At 41.1% G+C, this 22,099-nt stretch carries 20 protein-coding genes; 7 read left to right on the top strand and 13 right to left on the bottom strand.

The annotated features are described in order from the left end of the window. Window positions 1–65: 65 nt before the first annotated feature. Window positions 66–2,591 (bottom strand): hydroxymethylglutaryl-coenzyme A reductase family protein, encoded by a 2,526-nt coding sequence (locus B0X70_RS22520; RefSeq protein WP_217470443.1) that lies wholly within the window; start codon window positions 2,589–2,591, stop codon window positions 66–68. 20 nt (window positions 2,592–2,611) lie between these two features. Then, window positions 2,612–3,556 carry a prenyltransferase gene (locus B0X70_RS22515; RefSeq protein ID WP_214066820.1) on the bottom strand — a complete coding sequence of 315 codons (945 nt, stop codon included), beginning with the start codon at window positions 3,554–3,556 and terminating at the stop codon, window positions 2,612–2,614. Window positions 3,557–4,174: 618 nt separating this feature from the next. On the opposite strand from B0X70_RS22515, the gene B0X70_RS22510 reads away from it, so the two are divergent. Both B0X70_RS22510 and B0X70_RS22505 read left to right on the top strand, forming a co-directional pair. Continuing rightward, window positions 4,175–4,471: a hypothetical protein gene (locus B0X70_RS22510; protein WP_214066819.1), complete on the top strand. Its 297-nt coding sequence runs from the start codon at window positions 4,175–4,177 to the stop codon at window positions 4,469–4,471. Beyond that, complete coding sequence (locus B0X70_RS22505) at window positions 4,465–4,968, top strand: GNAT family N-acetyltransferase (protein WP_217470442.1); 504 nt, start codon at window positions 4,465–4,467, stop codon at window positions 4,966–4,968. The genes B0X70_RS22510 and B0X70_RS22505 overlap by 7 nt, the downstream gene beginning before the upstream one ends. Here the strand turns inward: B0X70_RS22505 and B0X70_RS22500 are convergent. After that, window positions 4,937–5,251, bottom strand: a complete 315-nt coding sequence (locus B0X70_RS22500; RefSeq protein ID WP_036776461.1) for a GIY-YIG nuclease family protein — start codon at window positions 5,249–5,251, stop codon at window positions 4,937–4,939. The two genes, B0X70_RS22505 and B0X70_RS22500, sit on opposite strands and share 32 nt — an antisense overlap. Before the next feature lie 274 nt (window positions 5,252–5,525). Here B0X70_RS22500 and bhsA point away from each other — a divergent pair, with 274 nt between their 5' ends. Both bhsA and B0X70_RS22490 read left to right on the top strand, forming a co-directional pair. Beyond that, complete coding sequence (gene bhsA, locus B0X70_RS22495) at window positions 5,526–5,777, top strand: multiple stress resistance protein BhsA (protein WP_036776459.1); 252 nt, start codon at window positions 5,526–5,528, stop codon at window positions 5,775–5,777. 123 nt (window positions 5,778–5,900) lie between these two features. After that, on the top strand, window positions 5,901–6,332 hold the full coding sequence (locus B0X70_RS22490) for a YhbP family protein (RefSeq protein ID WP_105394850.1): 432 nt from the start codon (window positions 5,901–5,903) through the stop codon (window positions 6,330–6,332). Between the two features lie 2 nt (window positions 6,333–6,334). Here the strand turns inward: B0X70_RS22490 and nrdG are convergent, their stop codons facing one another. The 4 genes from nrdG to pyrI form a co-directional block, all read right to left on the bottom strand. Further along, complete coding sequence (gene nrdG / locus B0X70_RS22485) at window positions 6,335–6,799, bottom strand: anaerobic ribonucleoside-triphosphate reductase-activating protein (protein WP_217470441.1); 465 nt, start codon at window positions 6,797–6,799, stop codon at window positions 6,335–6,337. Window positions 6,800–6,817: 18 nt separating this feature from the next. Then, window positions 6,818–8,956 (bottom strand): anaerobic ribonucleoside-triphosphate reductase, encoded by a 2,139-nt coding sequence (gene nrdD / locus B0X70_RS22480; RefSeq protein WP_217470440.1) that lies wholly within the window; start codon window positions 8,954–8,956, stop codon window positions 6,818–6,820. Between the two features lie 249 nt (window positions 8,957–9,205). Then, a complete protein-coding gene (gene ridA, locus B0X70_RS22475; RefSeq protein WP_036810177.1) occupies window positions 9,206–9,592 on the bottom strand; it encodes a 2-iminobutanoate/2-iminopropanoate deaminase in 387 nt (128 codons plus the stop codon). Between the two features lie 92 nt (window positions 9,593–9,684). Continuing rightward, entirely contained in the window at window positions 9,685–10,149 is a 465-nt protein-coding gene (pyrI, locus tag B0X70_RS22470; protein WP_036810179.1) for an aspartate carbamoyltransferase regulatory subunit, read from the bottom strand. Between the two features lie 933 nt (window positions 10,150–11,082). Between pyrI and B0X70_RS22465 the strand changes: the two genes are divergently transcribed. After that, window positions 11,083–12,303 carry a DUF819 family protein gene (locus B0X70_RS22465; protein ID WP_217470439.1) on the top strand — a complete coding sequence of 407 codons (1,221 nt, stop codon included), beginning with the start codon at window positions 11,083–11,085 and terminating at the stop codon, window positions 12,301–12,303. A gap of 308 nt (window positions 12,304–12,611) precedes the next feature. Here B0X70_RS22465 and pyrB read toward each other — a convergent pair whose 3' ends face one another. After that, complete coding sequence (pyrB, locus tag B0X70_RS22460; protein ID WP_036810183.1) at window positions 12,612–13,535, bottom strand: aspartate carbamoyltransferase; 924 nt, start codon at window positions 13,533–13,535, stop codon at window positions 12,612–12,614. Between the two features lie 306 nt (window positions 13,536–13,841). Beyond that, the gene (gene argF, locus B0X70_RS22450) at window positions 13,842–14,858 is read right to left on the bottom strand and encodes an ornithine carbamoyltransferase (RefSeq protein ID WP_036782473.1); all 1,017 of its coding nucleotides are present in this window, start codon (window positions 14,856–14,858) and stop codon (window positions 13,842–13,844) included. Between the two features lie 164 nt (window positions 14,859–15,022). Between argF and rraB the strand changes: the two genes are divergently transcribed. Next, a complete protein-coding gene (rraB, locus tag B0X70_RS22445) occupies window positions 15,023–15,430 on the top strand; it encodes a ribonuclease E inhibitor RraB (RefSeq protein ID WP_011148570.1) in 408 nt (135 codons plus the stop codon). 114 nt (window positions 15,431–15,544) lie between these two features. Here rraB and B0X70_RS22440 read toward each other — a convergent pair whose 3' ends face one another. Further along, entirely contained in the window at window positions 15,545–18,355 is a 2,811-nt protein-coding gene (locus B0X70_RS22440; RefSeq protein WP_217470437.1) for an RHS repeat domain-containing protein, read from the bottom strand. Between the two features lie 641 nt (window positions 18,356–18,996). Between B0X70_RS22440 and B0X70_RS22435 the strand changes: the two genes are divergently transcribed. Beyond that, entirely contained in the window at window positions 18,997–19,377 is a 381-nt protein-coding gene (locus B0X70_RS22435; protein ID WP_044467104.1) for a hypothetical protein, read from the top strand. A 166-nt stretch (window positions 19,378–19,543) separates the two neighbouring features. On the opposite strand, the gene B0X70_RS22430 is transcribed toward B0X70_RS22435, so the two are convergent. From B0X70_RS22430 to B0X70_RS22420, 3 genes are all read right to left on the bottom strand, one after another. After that, window positions 19,544–20,317 carry an amino acid ABC transporter substrate-binding protein gene (locus B0X70_RS22430; protein WP_065392215.1) on the bottom strand — a complete coding sequence of 258 codons (774 nt, stop codon included), beginning with the start codon at window positions 20,315–20,317 and terminating at the stop codon, window positions 19,544–19,546. Between the two features lie 87 nt (window positions 20,318–20,404). Continuing rightward, complete coding sequence (locus tag B0X70_RS22425) at window positions 20,405–21,169, bottom strand: amino acid ABC transporter ATP-binding protein (protein ID WP_036810194.1); 765 nt, start codon at window positions 21,167–21,169, stop codon at window positions 20,405–20,407. Beyond that, entirely contained in the window at window positions 21,147–21,848 is a 702-nt protein-coding gene (locus B0X70_RS22420) for an amino acid ABC transporter permease (protein ID WP_036810197.1), read from the bottom strand. Before B0X70_RS22420 ends, B0X70_RS22425 begins: the two co-directional genes overlap by 23 nt. Window positions 21,849–22,099: the final 251 nt, after the last annotated feature.

Genomic DNA, 22,099 nt, shown 5'->3' with positions numbered 1-22,099 from the left:
ACAAGCTATTGCTGCACCCTTATTTTAGAGGAAGAGTAAAATTAAATAGTTTATTCGGTTGATTATTAATTCCGTGTTAATGAAATAAGCCAGCGGAGAGTTTTCATTGTGCGCTCCATAAATGGATAGCCAACAACATTGTGGGCCATCATATAAAGTGGAATTCTTCTCATCCATAAATCACGCAGTGCTAATTCATAGCCGCGACGCCAATTTATTGGATCAAGAGATAGCCCCGATTTTTGCTCAAGTTCAACCCGGTGTAGTTCAATATAATAAGCTACCTTATCTGCGTCGCTTTGTGGGTCTAAGCTAAAGGCCAGAAGTTCTGCCAGGTCGCGTTGTGGTAGATGTAAAGTAGACAACTCCCAATCCCAAGCGCATAAACGTAACTCAGTTTCCTGTTTCCGGAAAGCAATATTGCGTGGGTTGAAATCACCGTGAATCAATGTCCTTGGCATCTGTTCGATTTCCTTCCACCAAGTTGCGGTATTGTTTACCCAGTACTGGAAATCGTCTTGTTCTTCGACGGTAAACAACTCAGGGAACGTTTGGTGAATAAAATTGCCCAGTTTTTGCCACAGGGGCTTCATCTGTGAAACCGTATCGGCATTCGCAATTTGCAGTTGTGGGAACTTCAACGTGAGCTCTTCTTCTCGTCCCAACCAGATAGCGTGAATATCTGCTATTCCTCGGATGGCAGCTTCAAGGTGGCGCTGCTCCCAAGGTGTTTCCAGATTAATGTTGTTCATTAACACCATATCGTGGAGCAATTCTTCAATCAGGGCATAAGTTCCGGTTGCTTCGTTTTCAATCACACCATAGATAATTGGAATATAACGCATCAACCGTGGATCTTGCTGATTCATAATAGCCAGCTCACGGCTATGGCTTTGATTAAATTCAAGCTGATGTTCAAAGTCCTGGAAAACAGCAAACAACTCAGGAGAACAGTGTTTGGCGATATCCAGTACCATATTGACGACCTCACTCCCCAGAGGTTTCAGTTTCAGCATCACGGGTAAATTGTTCTGTGCGGATGTCGTCATAGAAAAAGGAAATAAGCCAATTAAACGTTCCGCATAATTTGAGCTCAGACTTGTCAGCATGCTGTGCTCATCACCGCCAGAAAATTTAGGATTGATCGTGGTTAAATGGGCGCCTTGTAACACAGGGTTAAAATCTGCTTGCTGGAAGAAGGAGAGATCAAGGTCCTGTGGGGTATGTGCAATAATATTGCTGGTGGTGACAGGGCGATAGCGGCCAAGTCTTTCATGTGATTGAGCGAACTCATCCGCAGCAATAGCTGATAGTGTTGAAATATCAAGGGCCAGACAATAGCTGGCGATGATCTCCGCCAGGCGGGCAGTGCCGTTTTCATCGGTGCAGCCCAACATGTTCAGACATTCACGTTGGTGTGGTAAATAAGTTCCGCCACCGATAGTACCGATGATCAGAGAAGGCAGTGTAATACTGCAATAGACGCGGTTATCGGCAGTTAATGTCATGTGCAGGTGGGCGACTGACGATTCATGTACGCAGGCAATATCTTGCCCTAGAGCGGTAAACATCCCGGCAATCACATTGGCCGCATTAATATTCATGCCGATCATCCCTGAGGCAATAGCGCCTTCGCAGACATGATGATAAGCCGTGACAAGTTGTTGTGGTGTGACTCGCAAGATTTGCTGGCAGGATTCAGCATCTAAATAAACCTCAGCCACTACACGAGTTCCACGACCTTCGATGAAAGGTTGATAAGACACCTTTTTATCACTAGATGTATTACCATCGATCATAAAGTGACGTAGTGGTATAAACGCCATTTTGGCTAACTGTTGTTGGATCCATTGACATGCGTACCAAGTGCAAATGGTGGTCATGTTTTGACCTGCCGCGGCGGCGGTATTGTAGATAAATTGCAAATGGACGCTGCGACCGATGATATGTGGATTTATTTCCAACAATTGCGCATGTTTTGAATGGCGTCCTATTTCATACCGTAATTCGCTGATATGTTCTTTGATCCAATCACTGAACATAATGCTATGCGAGACGCTATGAAATTCAAAACGCGGGGCTCGTATCATGCGTTGACCAAGTACACGCGCGGTCGTTCCCCCTGATTGCGTAATAACGGAAGAACCACGGGATACCGAAGCAATTAAAGCGCCCTCTGTGGTGGCAAGTGGAGCATAATATACCCCTTGAGCGTATTGTCCCTTTATCAAGAGAGGGCCGGCTATCCCCACAGGGATTTCTATTGAACCAATAAATCCCTCAATGGTTTTTGTCAGTTTGGTCGCATCCAGCTGAGTATTTGCCACGTGTTCCAATGCATGCCCGGTATGTTTTGCCAAATAATCCAGACGTTTTTGTCGCGCTTCCTCGGTGTAGGTGTAGAGGTGGCGGCGGGGCAATAATTTTACTTGAGTTGTTTCTGTACGGACGGCAGATGCTCCTTGGTGTTTTTTGATGCTGAATATGTCACGTGACAATTCTAGAATAGAACCTCGCGCACAGTTTTCTATGTGATCAGTGGTATTATCTGATGCATCACTTACATATGATTGGATATTCTTTTGCAACATAATTATATTTCCTTTAATACCTAAGCAAACCCAAGCTTTATTAAGATGCTGGCAGTGCAAACCGAGTAACCCAGCACCATAAATATTCCCACGACAGCTTCATCGCGTTTGCGATTTTGGATAGTGGGGTTACGGAGGAATTTACTTAATTGCCATAGACACAATGCATAACAAACGACCAAGATAATTAACGCCCATAACGCTATACCATCAGTGGTGATACGGATTAGCCAAATCTGTAATATCAACATGACGGTGAGTAATGCCGCGATAATAGCGACAGCCCCTTTTCTGCCGAAAATAGATGAATAGGTCGGTATTTCCAGGCGCTCTTCATCTGGACCTTTACACTTGCGTGTAATTTCAAAACTGAATCCAGAGAAGAAGCACAACCCCATTAAGACCCATATTGGGAAAGTGAATGTGAGATTAGGGCTGGCGATATTGCCCAACCACCAGATAATGAGCGGCATTACCAGCATATGGGAAATGGCATACCAAGTAAGGTGTTGGTTTAACCAATCACCGATAAAGAACTCTTTGCCCATAAGACAGGTCCAGATAAATACCAATAGCCAGGCAAAAGTAACTGAACCAATTCCTCTATCTAAAAATAGACTTCCACCCAATTGTAATGCGACACAACAGATACCAAGCACCCGTAGATTTTTCAGCGTAATAATACCGCGTTGTAAAATCCTCTGTGGGTGATGTTCACAATCCAGTTGATAATCCTTATGCTCATCGAATATCCGTAATAGTAAAAAATAGGAGAAGGACATCAGGCAACCGAGCAGGATTTCCCATGATAAAACAGGTTTTTCCCTTATTGAATAAAAAGCTACGGAATAACTGATGATATAAAAGAGAAAGAAAAGCGGCGCATTTTGCAGCGGGAAACGCTCATCCATCCATAGCTTTATCCTCTTACCAATGAATTTTGAATAAATATCTTGGCCTTCCATACATCATTCCTATTTATTGTATAAAGACTAAACTATATACATTTGTGAAAATTCAGCTTGAGGATAATCAATCCAGAAGAGAATCTTAATAAAGTCTATGAGTGTTTTTTAACATTATTTCTCTAAATAACTTCAAAAATACGTATAGACTGGAGCCATACATTAAGCCAAAAGTTTGTCATCGGCTATAATCAGTATGTGTAAATTTTAATTTTAGTATGCAACTTATGTTTACAAAATTTTCCATAACTGTATGTTTGTACGATATTTTATTTCATCATCAGATTGAGGGATAACGGGCTTCGATATCATATTTCAGACAAATATAAATGAGTATCTGTTTCGTTATCTGTATAACTTGTCACGCAAATAAATTTTTAGTAGGACAAAGTTACTCCATATAAAATACCGGAATAAAACAATAAATGATTAGTTATTGTAATTGAATGAGTGGTGAGATGTTTTGATTTAGCGCAGTTTATAGTCAGATATTGCCACAATAATTAAAAGGTAATATTTACAGTTAGGTCTGTATTGGATTCTTGATGTAGGATCGGGGAATGCCGATATATTTTGGCTAAATAGCTACGTTACTTTATCAAGTAAGGAGTCTGAGCTGTGTTAGGAAAAATCCACAATCTTACTCTGTGCTGGTTTACTGCTGTCCGTGCTAGTCATTTAGTTGTCAACCAGTATAAGCAGGAAGAGGTTAGTTTCAGCGACGAAGCCAATGATCTGATTCTGATAGTTATCCGTACGGAATTAGGGTTGTGTGTTAAAAATTTGGTAGATGCGATAGCGTTGAAATTCATTCTTACTGTTCTCTGTGCAGGTTTGTTGCAATTGGCTGAGTGTGTAAAAACGAGTTTGCCGGAGGGCGCGGATCAGCACGATCTGGCGCGATTATCATGTTGATCAGGGTAGAAATTCCGGTAGATGCAGCGGGAATAGATCGGTTATTACGGAAATCTTTTGATACCCCGGCAGAAGCGGAATTAGTTCAACAATTGCGGGAAGATGGACTATTGACGTTAGGCGTGGTTGCCACAGATGACGAAGGCCAGGTAATCGGTTACGTGGCTTTTAGTCCGGTGGATATTAATGGTGAAGATCACCAATGGGTTGGTCTGGCGCCGTTAGCGGTTGCAGAAGAATATCGCCGGCAGGGAATTGGTGAAAAGCTGGTGTATGAAGGTTTGGATAGCCTGAATGAATTTGGTTATGGCGTCGTCGTTGTTTTAGGTGATCCACACTATTATCACCGGTTTGGTTTTACGCTTGCTAGTGAGCACCAATTGTATTGCCAGTGGCCAACGTATGAATCTTATTTTCAGGTATATGAATTAGCTGATAGTTTTTTGGCTGACCATCAGGGACTGGTTACTTATTCCCCACACTTTGGCCGTTTCTAATTGATGCTAAATATTCTGATATACAGACGGGCTGGCAAATAACCAGCCTCTCTTTTTGCTGTTTACTTAATTGTTTTACTTGATATTCCAGCCGTGAGGCACTGGAGCGGTCTCCGGCATGACTGCTGAAAACCAGCTGTAACGGTCCTTTCCCTCTCAGTGATTTTGCCCCTTTCCCGTTTTCATGTTGTGCAAAACGGCGATGAATATTTGTCGTTATCCCGGTGTAAAGCATGCCAGATTTTGTTTTCAGTAAGTAAAGAACCCATTGATTTTCGGCCATATAATTTTTTTCTGAATTTTCTATTTTTGATATTTATATTTTACTCGAACGCTTTTCTATATCATTTTTCTGAATAATTTAGTTTAAGTTATTATAATATAACAGTTTTATAAGACCCGTTACATATCAATTTGCTATACGTCGCATTATTTATTCAAAAAAATTGAAATAGAATAGCAATAATTGCTAATTTTTATTCCGGCCTTTAGAGCATACTATGATCCACATCACAGAGAGTAACTCATTCAACTAAAAATTGATCAAGGATCATAGTATGAAAAACGTAAAATATATCGCTGCTGCTTTAGCTTTAAGTGCTATCTCTTTTGGTAGTATGGCGGCAACAGAAGTTCAAACTGCTTCCTCTTCTAAAGTTGGCGTAGTTTCTGTCACGGGGGCTGATACTTTGGAAACCCTAAGTGCCGAGTTGTCCAAAAAAGCTGACAAAGCAGGGGCATCTTCTTTCCGCATTATCTCTGCTGGCGGTAAGAATCAATTATCAGGTGTTGCTGAAATCTATAACTAATTTATAGTAGAACATACTGAACCCTGGCCCTGTCAGGAGATGTCAGAACACGCCGTAGGATGATGTTTATCCCGGCGTGGTTCTGGGCTTCCAGGCAGATATAATCCTGCTATTGGAGAGAGTGTGAACGCTCCTGAAAACTTTCAGATTATCCATAGATACCTCGCAAGACAGCATGTCCTAACGCTTTGTACAGCAACCGGTGATGATATTTGGTGTGCAAATTGCTTCTATGTTTTCAATGCCGATGAGATCGCTTTCTGGTTTATGACTGAACTGCATACTCGCCACGGTGAAATGATGCAGGTAAACCCGCAGGTTGCAGGTACCATTGCTGGGCAGATTCGAAATATTGCACAGATAAAGGGTATTCAATTCAAAGGGGAAGTCATTCGTCTTGAAGGTGAACAAGATAAAGCGGCCAGAGCACGTTATTGCCGCCGTTTTCCTGTGGCAATTGCTGCTAAAACACCTATTTGGCAATTGAATCTCAATGAAATAAAGATGACTGATAATACGCTTGGATTTGGTAAGAAAATCTGCTGGCAGCGATAAAATTATCTTAATCTATAAATAATCTGGTTGCGGCTACCACGCCATAGTAAACCGGGTTCATAAAGATCTTGTATAAATTTGCCATCCACTAGCACATTAATATAGCTGACAATTTCCCGTTGAATTTCGCTAAGTTCCTTTAGCAGATAACCTGTCCAAAGCCAAATGTCCTTGTCTGGGCACTCTGTTTTAACCCGTTTTACCAATTTCAGGATCGCGGGGGCATTATGTGGATGTAGAGGATCGCCGCCAGATAAAGATAGCCCTTGTCGTTTAATGCGTTTGTCCTGTAAATCAAAAATTACACGATCTTCCATTTCCTGTGTAAATGGTTGGCCGGAGTTCACCCGCCAGGTACTTTTGTTATAACAACCGGGGCATTGATGTTCGCACCCGGCGACAAACAGTGTGCAGCGGGTTCCGGGGCCGTTAACCACATCAACAGGGTAGTATTGGTGATAATTCACTTTGTCAGCCTGCCTTCATTAGCCTAATTGTCCATTTGCCAGATGTTTTACCCTGCGTTTCACCTCTTCTTGTTTACCCGCATTGAATGGGCGGGCATCGGGGCTCCCTAGATAACCACAGACGCGGCGGATGACTGATACTCTGGAAGGTTCATGATTGCCACAATGTGGACAGGTAAACCCTTTGCTGGTACAGGAGAATTCACCGGTGAATCCACAGTCATAACATTCGTCGATGGGGGTATTGGTGCCGTAATAAGGGACACGTGAGTAGCTGTAATCCCATACATCTTCCAGAGCTTTCAGATTATGTTGCAGATTAGGATATTCGCCGTAACAGATAAAACCGCCGTTTGTTAATGGTGGATAAGGGGCTTCAAAATCCAATTTATCATAAGGATTGACCTTCTTTTCAACGTCGAGATGGAAGCTGTTGGTGTAATAACCTTTATCCGTCACCCCTTTAATCACACCAAACTCAGCGGCATCAAGGCGGCAGAAACGGTCACATAGATTTTCGCTTGGAGTGCTGTATAAACTGAAACCATAACCTGTCTCTTTTTTCCATTGATCAGTGGCTTTTCGCAGATGATCAACAATTGAGAGTGCTTTTACACGTAATTGTTGATCATCAAATAGATGAACCTGATTGCCATACAATGCGTTAATGGTCTCATGAATACCAATATAGCCCAGAGAAATAGAAGCCCGACCATGTTTAAAGATTTCAGCGATATTATCATCGGCTTTTAAACGAACCCCGCAGGCGCCTTCTATATAAAGGATTGGCGCAACTTGTGCTTTAATGCCTTCCAGGCGGGTAATACGGGTCATCAATGCTTGCTTCGCCAGTGCCAGCCGTTTGTCCAGTAATTGCCAGAAATGTTTTTCATCGCCTTTGGCTTCGATAGCTATCCGAGGCAGGTTCAAACTGATAACCCCTAAGTTATTGCGTCCTTCATGAATTTGTTCACCCTTTTCCTCATAAACACCGAGGAAACTGCGACAACCCATCGGGGTTTTAAAGGAGCCTGTGACCTTAACCACTTGATCATAGTTAAGAATATCTGGGTACATACGCTTACTGGCACATTTGAGAGCCAGTTGCTTGATATCGTAGTTAGGATCACCGAGTTTGTGATTCAGACCATCACGGATAGCAAATACCAGTTTGGGGAATACCGCTGTTTTGTGATTCTTACCCAAACCAGCAATGCGGTTACGCAGAATAGATTGCTGAATTAAGCGGGATTCTTTTGACGTACCCAGACCAAAGCCAAAAGTGACAAAAGGAGTCTGCCCATTGGCGGTATGCAGTGTATTAACTTCATATTCCAGTGATTGGAAAGCGTCGTAACACTCTTTTTCTGTTCGTGCTTCGGCATAAGATTTTTTATCGCTGATATCCCACTGTTCGGCAATCGCCAAGTGTTTTTTATAGCTGGCTTTAACGAAGGGGGCTAATACTTCATCTATACGATTGATGGTGGTACCGCCATAAATATGGCTGGCGACCTGAGCGATAATTTGAGCGGTTACTGCTGTTGCGGTTGAAATGGATTTTGGCGGTTCTATTTCAGCATTACCCATTTTAAAACCATTGATTAGCATGCTCTTCAGGTCGATTAGCATACAGTTAAACATTGGGAAAAAGGGGGAATAATCGAGATCATGATAGTGTATCTCGCCTCTTTCGTGAGCCAATACCACATTGCGCGGCAGAATATGTTGTTTGGCATAACTTTTAGCAACAATCCCGGCCAACAGATCCCGTTGAGTGGGAATCACTTTGCTGTCTTTATTGGCGTTCTCATTGAGCAAGGAAACGTTGCTCTGTTCAACTAAACCACGGATTTCTTGATTCAGTCGGCTATGTAACTCTCGGGTAATATCCCTATTGTGACGATATTCGATATAAAGACGGGCAAGGTGCTTATATCTGCCAGCCATTAACTGATTTTCTACTGCATTCTGAATATCTTGTGCATTAACTTGCCTGTAGTCAGCGATTAATTGCGTTACTGTGGATGCAACTTGGATACAATACTCATCATCCGTCACGCCAACGGCAGAAGCGGCCCGTTTTATGGCATCTTTGATGCGTGTTTTATCAAATGGTACCTGTCGACCATCCCGTTTTATCACAACAGTTTTCACAATATGGCTCCTTGAGAATGTTGCTTAAAAGTGCAAACGATTCTCGTTTTGATATTCAGCTTAAAGATAGATATCGCTATATATAGTTTTATTTACATATTTAAGCACAATATATAGTAACTTGAAGTGAGATAATCACGTTCTCATTTGATCTGAAACAAAGAATGAAGACTTATATTTAAGGTCCAGTGAGAGGTACAACCCTTTGGTCAGTAACTAACCAAGGGGTTGTAGAAAACAGGGCAGGGATTATTTACGAATCGCGATAGCTTCGATTTCGATTTTAACGTCTTTTGGCAGACGGGCTACTTCAACACAAGAACGTGCCGGGAAAGATGCATTGTGTTCTTTGAAGAATGCTTCATAAGTTGCGTTAACGGTACCGAAGTCATTCAGGTCTTTAACGAAGACAGTTGTTTTAACAATGTCACCGACAGTGAGACCTGCTTTCTCAACGATAGCTTTAACATTTTCCAGTGATTGACGAGCTTGAGCGGCGATATCTTCTGCGACATCACCTGTTTCTGGATTGACTGGGATCTGGCCGGAAGTGATGACCATATTGCCAAGATCAACACCCTGAACATAGGGACCAATTGCAGCAGGGGCTTTATTAGTATTAATCTCGTATGACATAGGTTTTCCTGTTAATGTGATAACTAAGTGAATATTTCATTGAAGGTACTATTATAGTGTCCGCTTCTACCTCAGCAACTGACATAGATCGTTCAATCGTTGCGTATCACCACATCGCGGTCGAACTCTTTCTCGCAGTATTTGCAGGTTAGCACCACATCTTCCGCTGTCACTTTGACTCGAAAACTGCTTTCTACTGGCTCATTGTGGCTGATGCAGTTGCTGTTAGGGCAGACTAATACGCTATCGATACGCTCAGGCAAGTTAATGGGAAGTTTCTTCACAACTTCGTAGTCTTCAATACAGTTCACCGTGGCATTCGGCGCATACATAGCAAGTTGGTTAGCTTGTTGTTCTGTCAGGAATGTATTTTCGATTTTAATGATATCTTTTTTACCTAGTCGATTGGAAGGCAAGTTCAGGCCGATGGTAATGCGTTGATCGGTTTCAGTTAGTTTAAACAGGGAGAGTAGTTTGAAGCCGACCTGAGCCGGGATATGGTCAATCACCGTACCGCATCTAATAGCTTCGACTTGTAGTTTATGATCTTGGGTCATCGTGTTTTGTATGAATACATTTTAGTGACAACTTTCTGTATTCATCCTCCAGAGATATTGTTAAGAATCGACACGTCTTCCATTTTAGGCGGTGTCATCCTGTTTATCCAGATAAGACGTAGACAAATCAATATTATCTTACTGTTGTTATTCCATATACTTAGCTTTAGCCGTCATTGTTATAAGGGCACTATGTTGAATTTATTTATTTTGGCTATTTTGTTTGAATTGTTTATCTTATTGAAAGCTATTGTTTTTAAATTAAAAGGTATTTTAATATCTTAAAACCAATGGTTAAAATAGATTTATTCAAAAATTGATTTAATTAATGTTTGTTGGGAATATAAGGGTTAATAGATTATTTATGTCAGAAATTTAGTTTTAAATTAATATGTTTATTGTAATAAATCATTATTAACAATATTATTTAATCAAATAAAATGAAGAATGAAATTTTTAAATGTTTATTTAAATAATAAAATGTAAAATGCATTTATTACTATTTTCATGAACTTTTAGACATTGTTTTAATAATGTATAGATTGAAGCAATAATCAAATTTTTAATCTTAGAGTAAACAGGTTTATTAAATTACATGTGATGAGAAAATTATTGTTGAAAAATGAATTGTTACATCAGATAAAAGGTTTTTTATGATAATTTAATAAAATGAGTGGCTTATTTTATACGGTTACTTTAAGACGTAAGTCTGGTAAAGATATGCCAACTACCTTATAGCGTTTATCGCTTTATTATATAATGAACCGATCTAGCTGGTTTTACTCATTTTCCGACTAAATGGTGGTATTATGGTTATGGTAATCTGGCTCTGTTGTTTTATAATAGTTATAATAAATCAATCTATGGTGAGGTTATTTTAAATAGAGAATGTGAATTCTATAATATTAACTTGGCACATGTTAGGAAGAAATAATGAATAATACATTAATTAACCATGATAATATCTTAGCCCTTTGGGCTTTTGTAATGATTGCAGCTACGTTAGCGATTATAATGGAACAAAAATATAGGTGGGCATCGAAAGTACCTGGTGCGGTGATAGCATTAATTATTGCCCTCTTAGCATCCAATTTAAAAATAATTCCTACTCAATCAGTAGTATACGATGCAGTTTGGCAATATATTGTTCCGTTGGCGATACCTTTATTATTATTTAAAATTAATTTACATAGCATTATTAAAGAAAGTTGGAGACTACTTATACTGTTCTTATTCTCTTCTATAGCGACGATGGTGGGTGCAGTCTTGGCTTTTAAAATTTTAAAAAACTATATACCGGAGCTGGATAAAATAAGTGCTATGATTGCCGCGTCATATACTGGTGGGGGCGTGAATTTTGCGGCAATGGTTGCCAAATTGAAGCCCACTCAAGATATGACTGCATCCACGATCGTTGCTGATAATCTCATGATGGTCTGCTTTTGCATAATATTAATAACATTAGCGGGTTGGTCATTGGCAAGAAAGTTTTGGGGAAGTCCTTATTCTAACGCTATGGTGAATGATTCTAGTTTAGATAAATCAAAATATCTTGCTGCATCTTATTGGCAACCTAAAAATATCTCTTTAAAGGATATTGCGTTATCTTTAGCATGGGCAATTTTTATTGTAGCAGTTTCATTTCAATTCTCAGCTTGGATAAAAACAATTTCACGACAGACTGGGAGTATTTATCAGGAATTGCTTTTTAGCTTGATATCAGATAAATATCTTATCTTAACAACCGTAACTTTTGCTGTGGTTTCGATATTCAAAAAAACTTTTAATAATTTAAATGGCAGTCAGGAATTGGGAACTTACGCAATTTATATATTCTTTGTTGTAATAGGTATTCCTGCTTCAATAGGGCTTATTATTAGCAATGCGCCTTTGTTGTTTTTATTTGTATTCATTATAGTAATGATTAACTTATTATTAACTCTTGGTTTTGGTAAGTTATTCAAATTTAACCTTGAGGAAATTATACTTGCATGTAATGCAAATATTGGCGGCCCAACAACTGCCGCAGCGTTAGCGATTAGCCGAGGTTGGATAGGCTTGGTTGGGCCTATTATGGTTATTGGAACGGTAGGATATGTGATTGGCAACTATATTGGGACGATTGTTTATTTTATTGTTACAGAGATTTTGTGAAATTAATCATAATATTCTCAGGTTAATATTAAAAACTTATAATTTTATTTCATTAGATTATTTTATCTTCCCTCCTTTGTCGTCAAAAGGAGGGAGCCGGGCAGCGTGTAGATAAAAGTGACGGTTTTTGTGTGTACTTTACTGCCCGGAGATGCTGTCTTGCTCACTGAATGGGCAAGACGTATTTTGGCGCCACATCGAGTTTGTTTTCGATACCGAAGGTGGTAAACAGACTGATTAATCGCTATTCCAGAAGAAAATAATAACCCATTATATTTGTGGATAAAAAAGTACTTTCTCTATTTTAATCATTCATTTAAAACTAAAGATAATAGAGCCTGACGAGCATAAATACCATTCTCTGCCTGTTGGAAATAATAAGCATAGGGCGTTTTATCTACATCGACAGTAATTTCATCAATACGTGGCAACGGATGCAGAACTTTGAGGTTCTCTTTCGCTCCGAGCAGATCGGAGGCGCGTAGAACAAATTGTGCTTTTACGTTGGCATATTCGGATGGATCAAGGCGTTCTTTCTGTACACGAGTCATATAAAGAATATCTAGTTCCGGTAATACTTCTTCAATATTCGCGTGTTGGCTGTAGGTTGCACCTTTTTCATTCAGCATATGAAGAATATGGTTTGGCATTGCCAATGCTTCCGGGGCGATAAAATAAAAGTGATTGCCATTAAATTTCGCCAGCGCTTGTGATAGCGAATGGACAGTGCGGCCATATTTCAGATCACCAACCATAGCGATATTCAGACTATCCAGCCGTTGCTGAGTTTCCTGAATCGTGAACAGATCTAACAAGGTCTGAGTCGGATGTTGGTTGGCGCCGTCACCGGCATTGATAATCGGAGTGTGACCGGAAAACTCAGAAGCCAGACGTGGGGCGCCTTCCTGTGGATGGCGTATCACGATGGCGTCAACATATTGGCTGATAACGGAAATAGTATCGGCTAGCGTTTCACCTTTCTTACCTAGAGAGGTGTTGCTGCTGTCTGAGAAACCGACAACTGAAGCGCCAAGGCGATGGATTGCTGTTTCAAAAGAGAGGCGAGTACGGGTGGAAGCTTCGAAGAAACAACTAGCGATGACCTTGGGTTTCAGCAATTCAGGTTGTGGTCTGGCTTTCAGTGCAGCAGCAGTCTGCAACACCAATTCCAGATCTTCGCGACTCAGATCATTTATTGAGATGATATGTTTGCGATATAACGGATTAGCCATTTTTCACTCTCCTCTAATGCTGACATCCGGGGTGGCGATCATGAATCGATTACCGGGCAAAAAAAAGCCCCTCATTGAGGGGCGTTAAATGATTGGTTTAGCAACGGGAAAACAATGACGGCTAGCTGCCCTCTTTCAGGCAGTTGTGCTGGATGACAAAAATAAGCGCTGTCTTTCATGATTTCTCCCGGCAAATTGTGGCGCATTATACTCGTGAAAAATCTTACAGCAACTATTTGACCGAAGAAAAATAAGATTGGCAGGATCATATCTTTAAAGACATCATCCTGCCGATATCTCAACTAATTAAATTTTAAGATCATTTGCTAATGTTGCCACCATTACCGCTTTAATGGTATGCAGGCGATTTTCTCCTTGATCAAACACAATACTGTGCTCTGATTCAAAAACTTCATTGGTAACCTCCAGCCCTCCATACATATTAAATTCAGCCGCGAGCTGTTTGCCTAATATCGTTTCTTCATCATGAAATGCCGGCAGACAGTGCAGGAATTTTACCTGTGGATTGCCTGTCATGTTCACCACATCCATATTCACTTGATAAGGTTTCAAGAGGTTAATTCGTTGTTGCCAAACTTCTTTTGGCTCGCCCATAGAAACCCAGACATCGGTATAAAGAAAATCAGTATTTTTAACCCCTTCGGCGATATTTTCCGTCAGAGTAATTTTACCTCCTGTTTTTTCAGCCAGTTTCTGACATTCAGTAACCAGTGCGGCATTGGGCCAGTACTTTTCAGGGGCAATCAATCGAACATCCATGCCCATTAGTGCCGCGGCTTCTAGCATGGTATTACCCATATTGTTACGGGCATCCCCCAAGTAGGCGAATTTGATTTCTGACAATGGTTTTTCTGGTTGATGTTCCTGAATAGTTAGCAGATCTGCCAGTAGCTGAGTAGGGTGAAATTCATCTGTTAGTCCATTCCATACCGGAACACCGGCATATTTTGCCAGTGATTCAACGATTGTCTGGGCATAGCCGCGATATTGAATACCGTCATACATACGGCCAAGTATACGAGCGGTATCTTTGATCGATTCTTTATGACCAATCTGGTTACCACTGGAGCCGAGGTAGGTGATATTTGCCCCTTGATCGTAAGCTGCCACTTCAAATGAACAGCGGGTACGGGTGGAATCTTTTTCAAAAATCAGCACGATGTTTTTGCCTGTTAACAGGGCTTTTTCTGTACCAGATTTTTTAGTCGATTTTAATTCAGCAGCTAGCTTTAGCAAGGCATGAATTTCTGCTGAGGAAAAATCAAGTAACCTTAAGAAATGACGCTGATGGAACGGATTCATTGTTTGGTGTCTCCGTATTTATTGTTTGCATTTAAATTCAATCTATATCTATAAAAATGCAATTTCAACTCCGTATTAGATTTCTTTGATGTAAACAGTGGTTAGCCCGCCTGTGGTGTGGGAGAATGAGTATTGGGACGGCCAACTGCTTGAGGATATTTGGTATGGCAAATCAAAGAGACTTAGAAGAACAACGCGAAGAAACGCGCCTTATTATTGAAGAATTACTGGAAGATGGTAGTGATCCTGATGCACTTTATGCCATTGAGCATCACTTTTCCGCTGAGGACTTTAGCCTGTTGGAAAAGGCAGCGGTTGAAGCCTTTAAACTGGGTTATGAAGTGACTGACGCGGAAGAATTGGAAGTCGAAGATGGTACGATTCTGATGTGTTGTGATGTTATCAGTGAGTGTGGATTGAATGCAGAATTGATTGATGCCCAGGTTGAACAGTTGGTGAATCTGGCTGAAAAAATTGGCATTAATTATGATGGTTGGGGCACTTACTTCGAAGATCCTGATGAGCAAGATGAAGATGATTTGCCGGAGCAGGGTGAGAGTAGACTTCATTAGTATGATCAATATGTTAAGAATCCTGTATTAGCTCTGGTCGTGATTGATACATGTGATTCAAAACAAAATAGTCCTTATCTGCTTTGGCGAATAAGGACTATTGCATTTAATAGACTATTTTATCAAACCGTGTTCTCTGACTTTTGAAAGAATGGTTCCCCTCCTAATTTGGTTTGCCTCGGTGACTTCCCTTTTTAATTCTTGCCCTAGCTCATTAGAAACCAGATCCTTATGTTTTTCTGCAAGATTGCTTAATTCTTCTGCGGTGTGAACAACGCCGGTCACTTTCCACGCGAATGACAGACCTTTGAACGCCACTTTGGCTACCGGGTGTGGTACGACTGCGGCGGCTGTATCCAGTGTGGCGCCGACCGTTGCACCCAGCGATGCCCCGGTAATTAGCGTATCTGTTGCGACCTCTTTTAAATCATCAGTTGCTTTTTGCAGCTCTTCCAATTTTTCTGGGGTGACGGTAGCAGTAGCCGCACCTGCCTTAAATACCTTTTTTATACCGTCGAAGGTGAGGCTAAAATTATTAATTGCGTCGGTGCCAGCGGCTTTTGTTAGCTCAGTTTTGTTTAGTTCACCTATATTGCCAGCGGCGGCGAATTCTCCGGCAGCCGCGACTAAACTTGCCCCTTCTTTTATTGCTTGAGCGCCAGGGACTTGTCCCTGCGCGAGATGTTCTGCGGCTTCTTTGCGTCCCGCTATGTTATGGGCTATCTGTTTCATCGGGTCATAGTTTGCTTTTAAAGCACTCGCTTTTTGGGTGATTTTGCTGACTTGTTGATCACCATAGGATTCAGAAGCAGGAGATGGCATCTGAGGTCTTTCAGCTTGTTGATTTTTATGTTTGTAAAGTTCGTATGCTATACCGCCAACGCCTAATGCGCCTGTTGCTACGGTTTTAAATATACGTCCATCTTCATCTATGCCAGTCATTGGATTATTTCTTACCATACGGTATAAATTCAGGCCATCTACTGTTCCAGCCGGGTCAGCGCTTAACCATCTACCGGCCCACGGTTGATAATAACGGTAGCCGTAATAGTACAGTCCTGTTGCATCACGCTCTTTGCCTGAATAACGAATGGTTTTGTAACCAGCTTCAACCTGATTTCTTGCCGCCCATATTGCGGTGCCGCCATAGGGGTAATACTCTTCCCAACTGATAATTTCCCCGTGCATATCCAGTTCTAATTCGCTGCTGTGTGTAAGATTATCGTAGCTGTATCTGACTTGATCGTTATCTATGCCAGTGGGTTGGCCTTTTTCCCAGTGTAGAACGCGTACTTGTGCTCTTCCTGCTTGTCCGACAGCAATAACTTGCAAGTCTTCGGTGATATTGGCGCCGCTTTGAGTGGTATGTAATTCCAACCCTGGCAGGTAAGTGACTCGTTGTTGTTGCGTGGCATTGGGTGTTTGCTGTTCATTTATTTTCAATAGCCGCATTCCATCACTGTCATAGCGGTACCATTCGCGCGCGCTGTTACCACTTTGGTTCACTTGTTGTAGTTCTCCCCGGGGTGTCCAGTTTAAGGATTGCCCTGATAACAGACTGGTTTGATGACCACCTGCATCAAAGAATGTATCAACGAGATTGGGATCGTTGGTTAGGGTACTGAGGACACCACGGTTATTGCGGTTTGAAATGGTGATATCTGTGGTGTAGTTATTGTTACTTGCCGGAGCGCTATGCCGGATTTGTGTCAGGTTGCCGCTATCGTCGTAGGTATAAGTGCGAGTATAGTTAGTATAGGTATTGTCATCGGTAGGAAGAGGGGTAACTAAAGGAGGGAGCTGGCTTCCTTGCTGACCAATGTTAGCCATCTCGCGGCCGGTTACTTTGATGAGTTGGTACAGAGAATCATAGGTATACGCATTTTCCGGTACTATTTTCTGATTACGCCAGAATCGGGTTGCTTCTGCATCATTACGAATATTGATCACATTGCCAACAGGATCATATTCATAACGTAAATCCTGTAGTGGTTTTGTACTATCTTTAGTCCGGCGAGTTTTAATGTTAATTAATCGTTGAGTCTCTGGTTCATAGGTATATTCCGTAATAACGCCATTACCATGTTCTTCTCGTAATTTCTGTCCGGCTGCTGACCAGATAATAGACTGTACAATAACTTTTTCGGATTGGCCTTTTAATGTTAACCAGCTACCTTTCAATTGGCCCGCGACATCATAGGCCAGCCGCTGCATATTTCCCTTGGAGTCGATTTGGGTTAGCAAAGCATCAATGGCATCAGTTTTATTTTGAGTAGTGAATATGTTGTCATTTAGTTTTGTACGCCAACTATTTTCATCATCACCGCGCCAATCAACTTCCTGATTTTCGGCTATTAATTGACGGGATTGTGATAAAACCGCGCCTGTTAAGGAGAGACTTTCCAGTTGTATCAATCCCGCCGTGTCATAATGGCGTATACATTGCCCGGCGAGGTTCTGGTTTTTCTCTGCATCGGTATTACTTGCCCAAATAAGGCGTTCCGTAGTTTTCTCGTTCTTTTGTATTAATTCGGTGACAGCCAGCAAGCGGCCGGGCAAGGTATTACCTTCATAGTGATGAGTTTGACGAACGCCTGTTGCATTGATGGTCAGTATTGGGCGTCCTTCGATATCGTTTAATGTAACTGTTCGGCCGGCATCGATACTTTCTTCACGCAGCGTATTACCAGCGAGACTAAAGGTACGAGTGAAGTTTGAACCGCTCTGATTTTTATATCTACGTGGGTCCGTGCTTTTTACTTGAAATCCTTGAATATTAAATTCATAGCGAGTGATCAATTCGTTGCTATTGGTTTCATTGGCTTGAGTACGCAGATATTCCAGCGTACGGATATTTAACCCTCGATTATCTCGTACGCTGACAGATGGAGTATTTCGGTTAATTGCAGAATTGTAATGACTCATATTGCAGCTCCTTATGCTGTTTTAGTCTGTTAGCTAGTTTAATAGTAATGACCTGAGACTTTACTATGGAATGAGTAAAATCTTTAACAGAACAGTATGATAATTTTTGAAATTGACAGTATGAGAATTAGTATTTCCATAGATGTGAATAGAATGGTAGGGTGACGAAAAATTATTTTTATATTCATATAATTAAGTTATCATCTCACCTTGTCGGTTATATCTGTGATATTGAAGGTTTGTACGCGGATATTTAATTGATGTGTGGATAAGAGTTTGGGATGTTAATTATGACATTGGAAAAAATTATTCTTTTGTATATTCTCTTTGTTTGATAATAAATAAGGCTATTTTACTATTATGACTCCAATATGACAGCAGGATAGTGGTTATTTCTATTACCATCAATTCTCTTATATAAAAGAAATTTCAGATAATTATTTCTATCATTTATAGTACAGATGCTGGTAAATGGTGTAAAAAGTGTTAATTTAATCGGAAATGGATGTAATTGATTATTAGGATATATTCATATTATTGACATGGTTTTTTACTCTATATTAGCAACTTAATGGAAAGGTCTTATATATTGATCTTAATTACGTCAATAAAATAGTATTAATTTAAAGAAGGTATTTCAAATGGCTAATGTAAGTAATATTAGGAAAATTATTAATAATACCCAAAAGAAAATCTATGTTGTGGTAGGCGAAGATAATAACAAAACGCATACTGTTAATATTAATTCTGAATGGGTAGGTGATCTCTGGGTACCGTGGATTGGGGCGCAGGATGAAAGTAAAAAGGCTATTCGTATAACGATAGATGGTGAGCCAGAAATTATTTGGTTTTTTCAAGACTTTAAAAATCCTCCAGGTAAGGATCAAATAAAGTATCATAAAGGTAAGATTTTCAGCTATAAAAATGCAAAGGATGTAGAAGGTGAAAGCTCAGGAGGAGGGAACAAGACGTTGCGTTTCTATATAGATGCTAAAAAGGTGGTGAAATTTAAACTAATTTAATTAAGGGAAAGTGCAGAATTCTGATTGTTCTCATGGATAGCAGAATGCATTCAGAATTCTGTGTTAATTTTCACGACTCATATATTAAGTAGCTATTCTTAGTTATGTCATTGCTATGCAACTATTAAGAGAAAACCACCTCTTGCAAGCAGAGGCGGTTATTTTCTTATTTGGAAACATCGGTACCGAAATACTGAGTGGAAATGCGTAGATAGGTGCCATCGGCTTTGATATCGGCTAGTGCCTTATCGATAGCGGCTTGTAATTCTGGTTCGCCTTTACGGATTAGCACACCGACTGGATCGCCATTGGGTTCAGACGCGACAACTTTTACCGGTGCATTGGGTTTGTGTTTCCTAAAATCGAGATAGGACAGATTATCGTTGATAGTGGCATCAGCCCTGCCTGTAGCAACCAAATCGATGGCCTGATTAAATCCTTCGGTAGGAACGATTTCCGCACCGAAACGTTTTGCCAACCGGGCATAATTGCTGGTTAAGCTATGGCTGGAGGTTTTACCTTTCAGATCGCTAAACGTTTTTATATTGTCATTATTTTTCCGGGTGATAAGTACGGCTTTAGATATGATATACGGTGCGGAAAAGTCATATTTCTTTTGGCGTTCTGGCGTAATAGCGACCTGATTGAGTACCGCGTCATAGCGTTTAGCATCCAGCCCGGCAATAAGCCCATCCCATTTGCCTTCGGTAAACTCGGCTTTGACATTCAGACGTCGTGCGATTTCGCGGCCAATATCAATATCAAATCCAGTTAAAGCTCCTGAGGCATCGTGATAGGTAAATGGCGGGTAAGTTCCTTCGGTAGCGATTTTGAATACCCCTGTTGATTTAATATTATCAAGGCCAGACTCTGCATGTGCAGAATATGCAATGCCGAATTGAATAACACCCGCTAATAATGCGGTGAACAACGTTTTCATTTTCTTTCTCCAAACTGTTAAAAAATTTATTTGATGGTCATTAACTGATTCTTGGATCAATTACGGCAAGGTTATTTTAACGGTGGGTTATATCTCCCAATCCGGTAAAGTATTGGTTAAGGTTGAAACAAATTCCACAGTACGTTGTTTAACGGCTCGGGTGAAAATCGTTTTCGACGTTCCCGATTCGACAATTTCCCCGGATTCTAAAAATATGACGTCGTGGGCAAGATTTGCTGCCAAGCGCAGATCATGGGTAGCCATTAACATCGTGGTTCCTTCTTTAGCCAACTGCTTTAATACGGCAACAACTTCCTGCGATAATTCTGGATCAAGAGCGGAAGTTGGCTCGTCGCACAATAACACCTTGGGCGAAGGCGCCAGTGCCCGAGCAATCGCTACGCGTTGTTGCTGACCACCGGATAGTGTGGCTGGAAAGACATCGGCCTTGTGTGACATACCAACCTTTTCCAGTAGTTCAAGCGCTCGCTGTTTAGCCTGTTCATGTGACCATTTTTGAACCCAGATTAACCCTTCCATAATATTTTCAATGACCGTGAGATGAGGGAAAAGCTGGAAGTTTTGGAATACCATACCGGTTTGTTGGCGAATCCGTTGTATATCCTTGTGGGCAATCCGACCTTTGCCGGTGAAAGTCATGCTTTCATTGCCGATTTGGAGCTTCCCGGCTTGGGGAATTTCTAATAAGTTGATGCAGCGTAATAGCGTGCTTTTGCCACTTCCTGATGGGCCAATCAGTGCGGTCAGGCTGCCTTCCTCAATGGTGAGATCGATTTTTGTCAGGACCTTGTGCCCGTCAAAACTTTTTTCAATGCCGGAGAGTTGGATCATCTTTTAATTCCTGTGTGTCACTCTTTTGCGAAAACTTCTTTTCTAGACGGGCTTGTAGTGATGACAACACTGAACTGATTATCAGATAAAGTATTGCCGCCTCAGTATAAAGAATGAGAGGTTGATAAGTCACCGCAGCAATACGTTGTGCGGCAAGGAAAAGCTCCGGTACGGTGATGACTGAGGCCAGTGAAGTATCTTTCACCAGTGAAATAAATGTGTTTGATAGTGGTGGAATCGCGATTCTTGCGGCTTGAGGTAGAATGATCCGACGTAATGATTGCGTCCAGCTCATACCGATAGAATAAGCCGCTTCCCACTGCCCTTTTGGTACAGACAATAAAGTCGCGCGAATCACCTCGGAGGTATAAGCGCCAATATTCAAAGTGAAGCCAATCACCGCTGAGGTGAATGCGCCTAACGTAACGCCGACGCTAGGTAAGGCATAAAAAATAAGAAACAGTTGTACCAGCAACGGCGTGCCGCGGATCAGCCAGACGTAGAATTTGGCGACGGCAATAAGCGGTTTTGGCCCGTAAAGCCGGATGAGCGCCACGATAAAACCCAGTATGATACCGAGAGTAAAAGTAATGAGGGTTAGTGGAATAGTGAAGGTAAAGCCCGCATAAAGCATAGGCCAAAAAGAATCGAGTACTAAATTGAACCAGGAGGGTTCCATATATTTTCCCTATTGTGTGTAATATAACTATACCCGTCATCGTTCAAGTTGCCTCTTTGTTGGCTGCGCTCACTCACCCCGGTCACATAGTTACCTATTCTCCCGAGGATTCGCTCCCTTGCCGTCGCGATCCATCTTGAAATCCATAGGGTATATACATTTATAGTGATTTTTTTAAATATCATATGGCAAGCTGTCAACTTACATATATAAGATATAGTTATATCATATTGTCATTTTAGATATATAGA

This window comes from Photorhabdus akhurstii, from assembly GCF_019090985.1.
In the GTDB taxonomy this organism is placed as follows: domain Bacteria; phylum Pseudomonadota; class Gammaproteobacteria; order Enterobacterales; family Enterobacteriaceae; genus Photorhabdus; species Photorhabdus akhurstii.
Note: the sequence above shows the minus strand (reverse complement) of the source record. Positions and strands in the feature narration are given on the sequence as shown.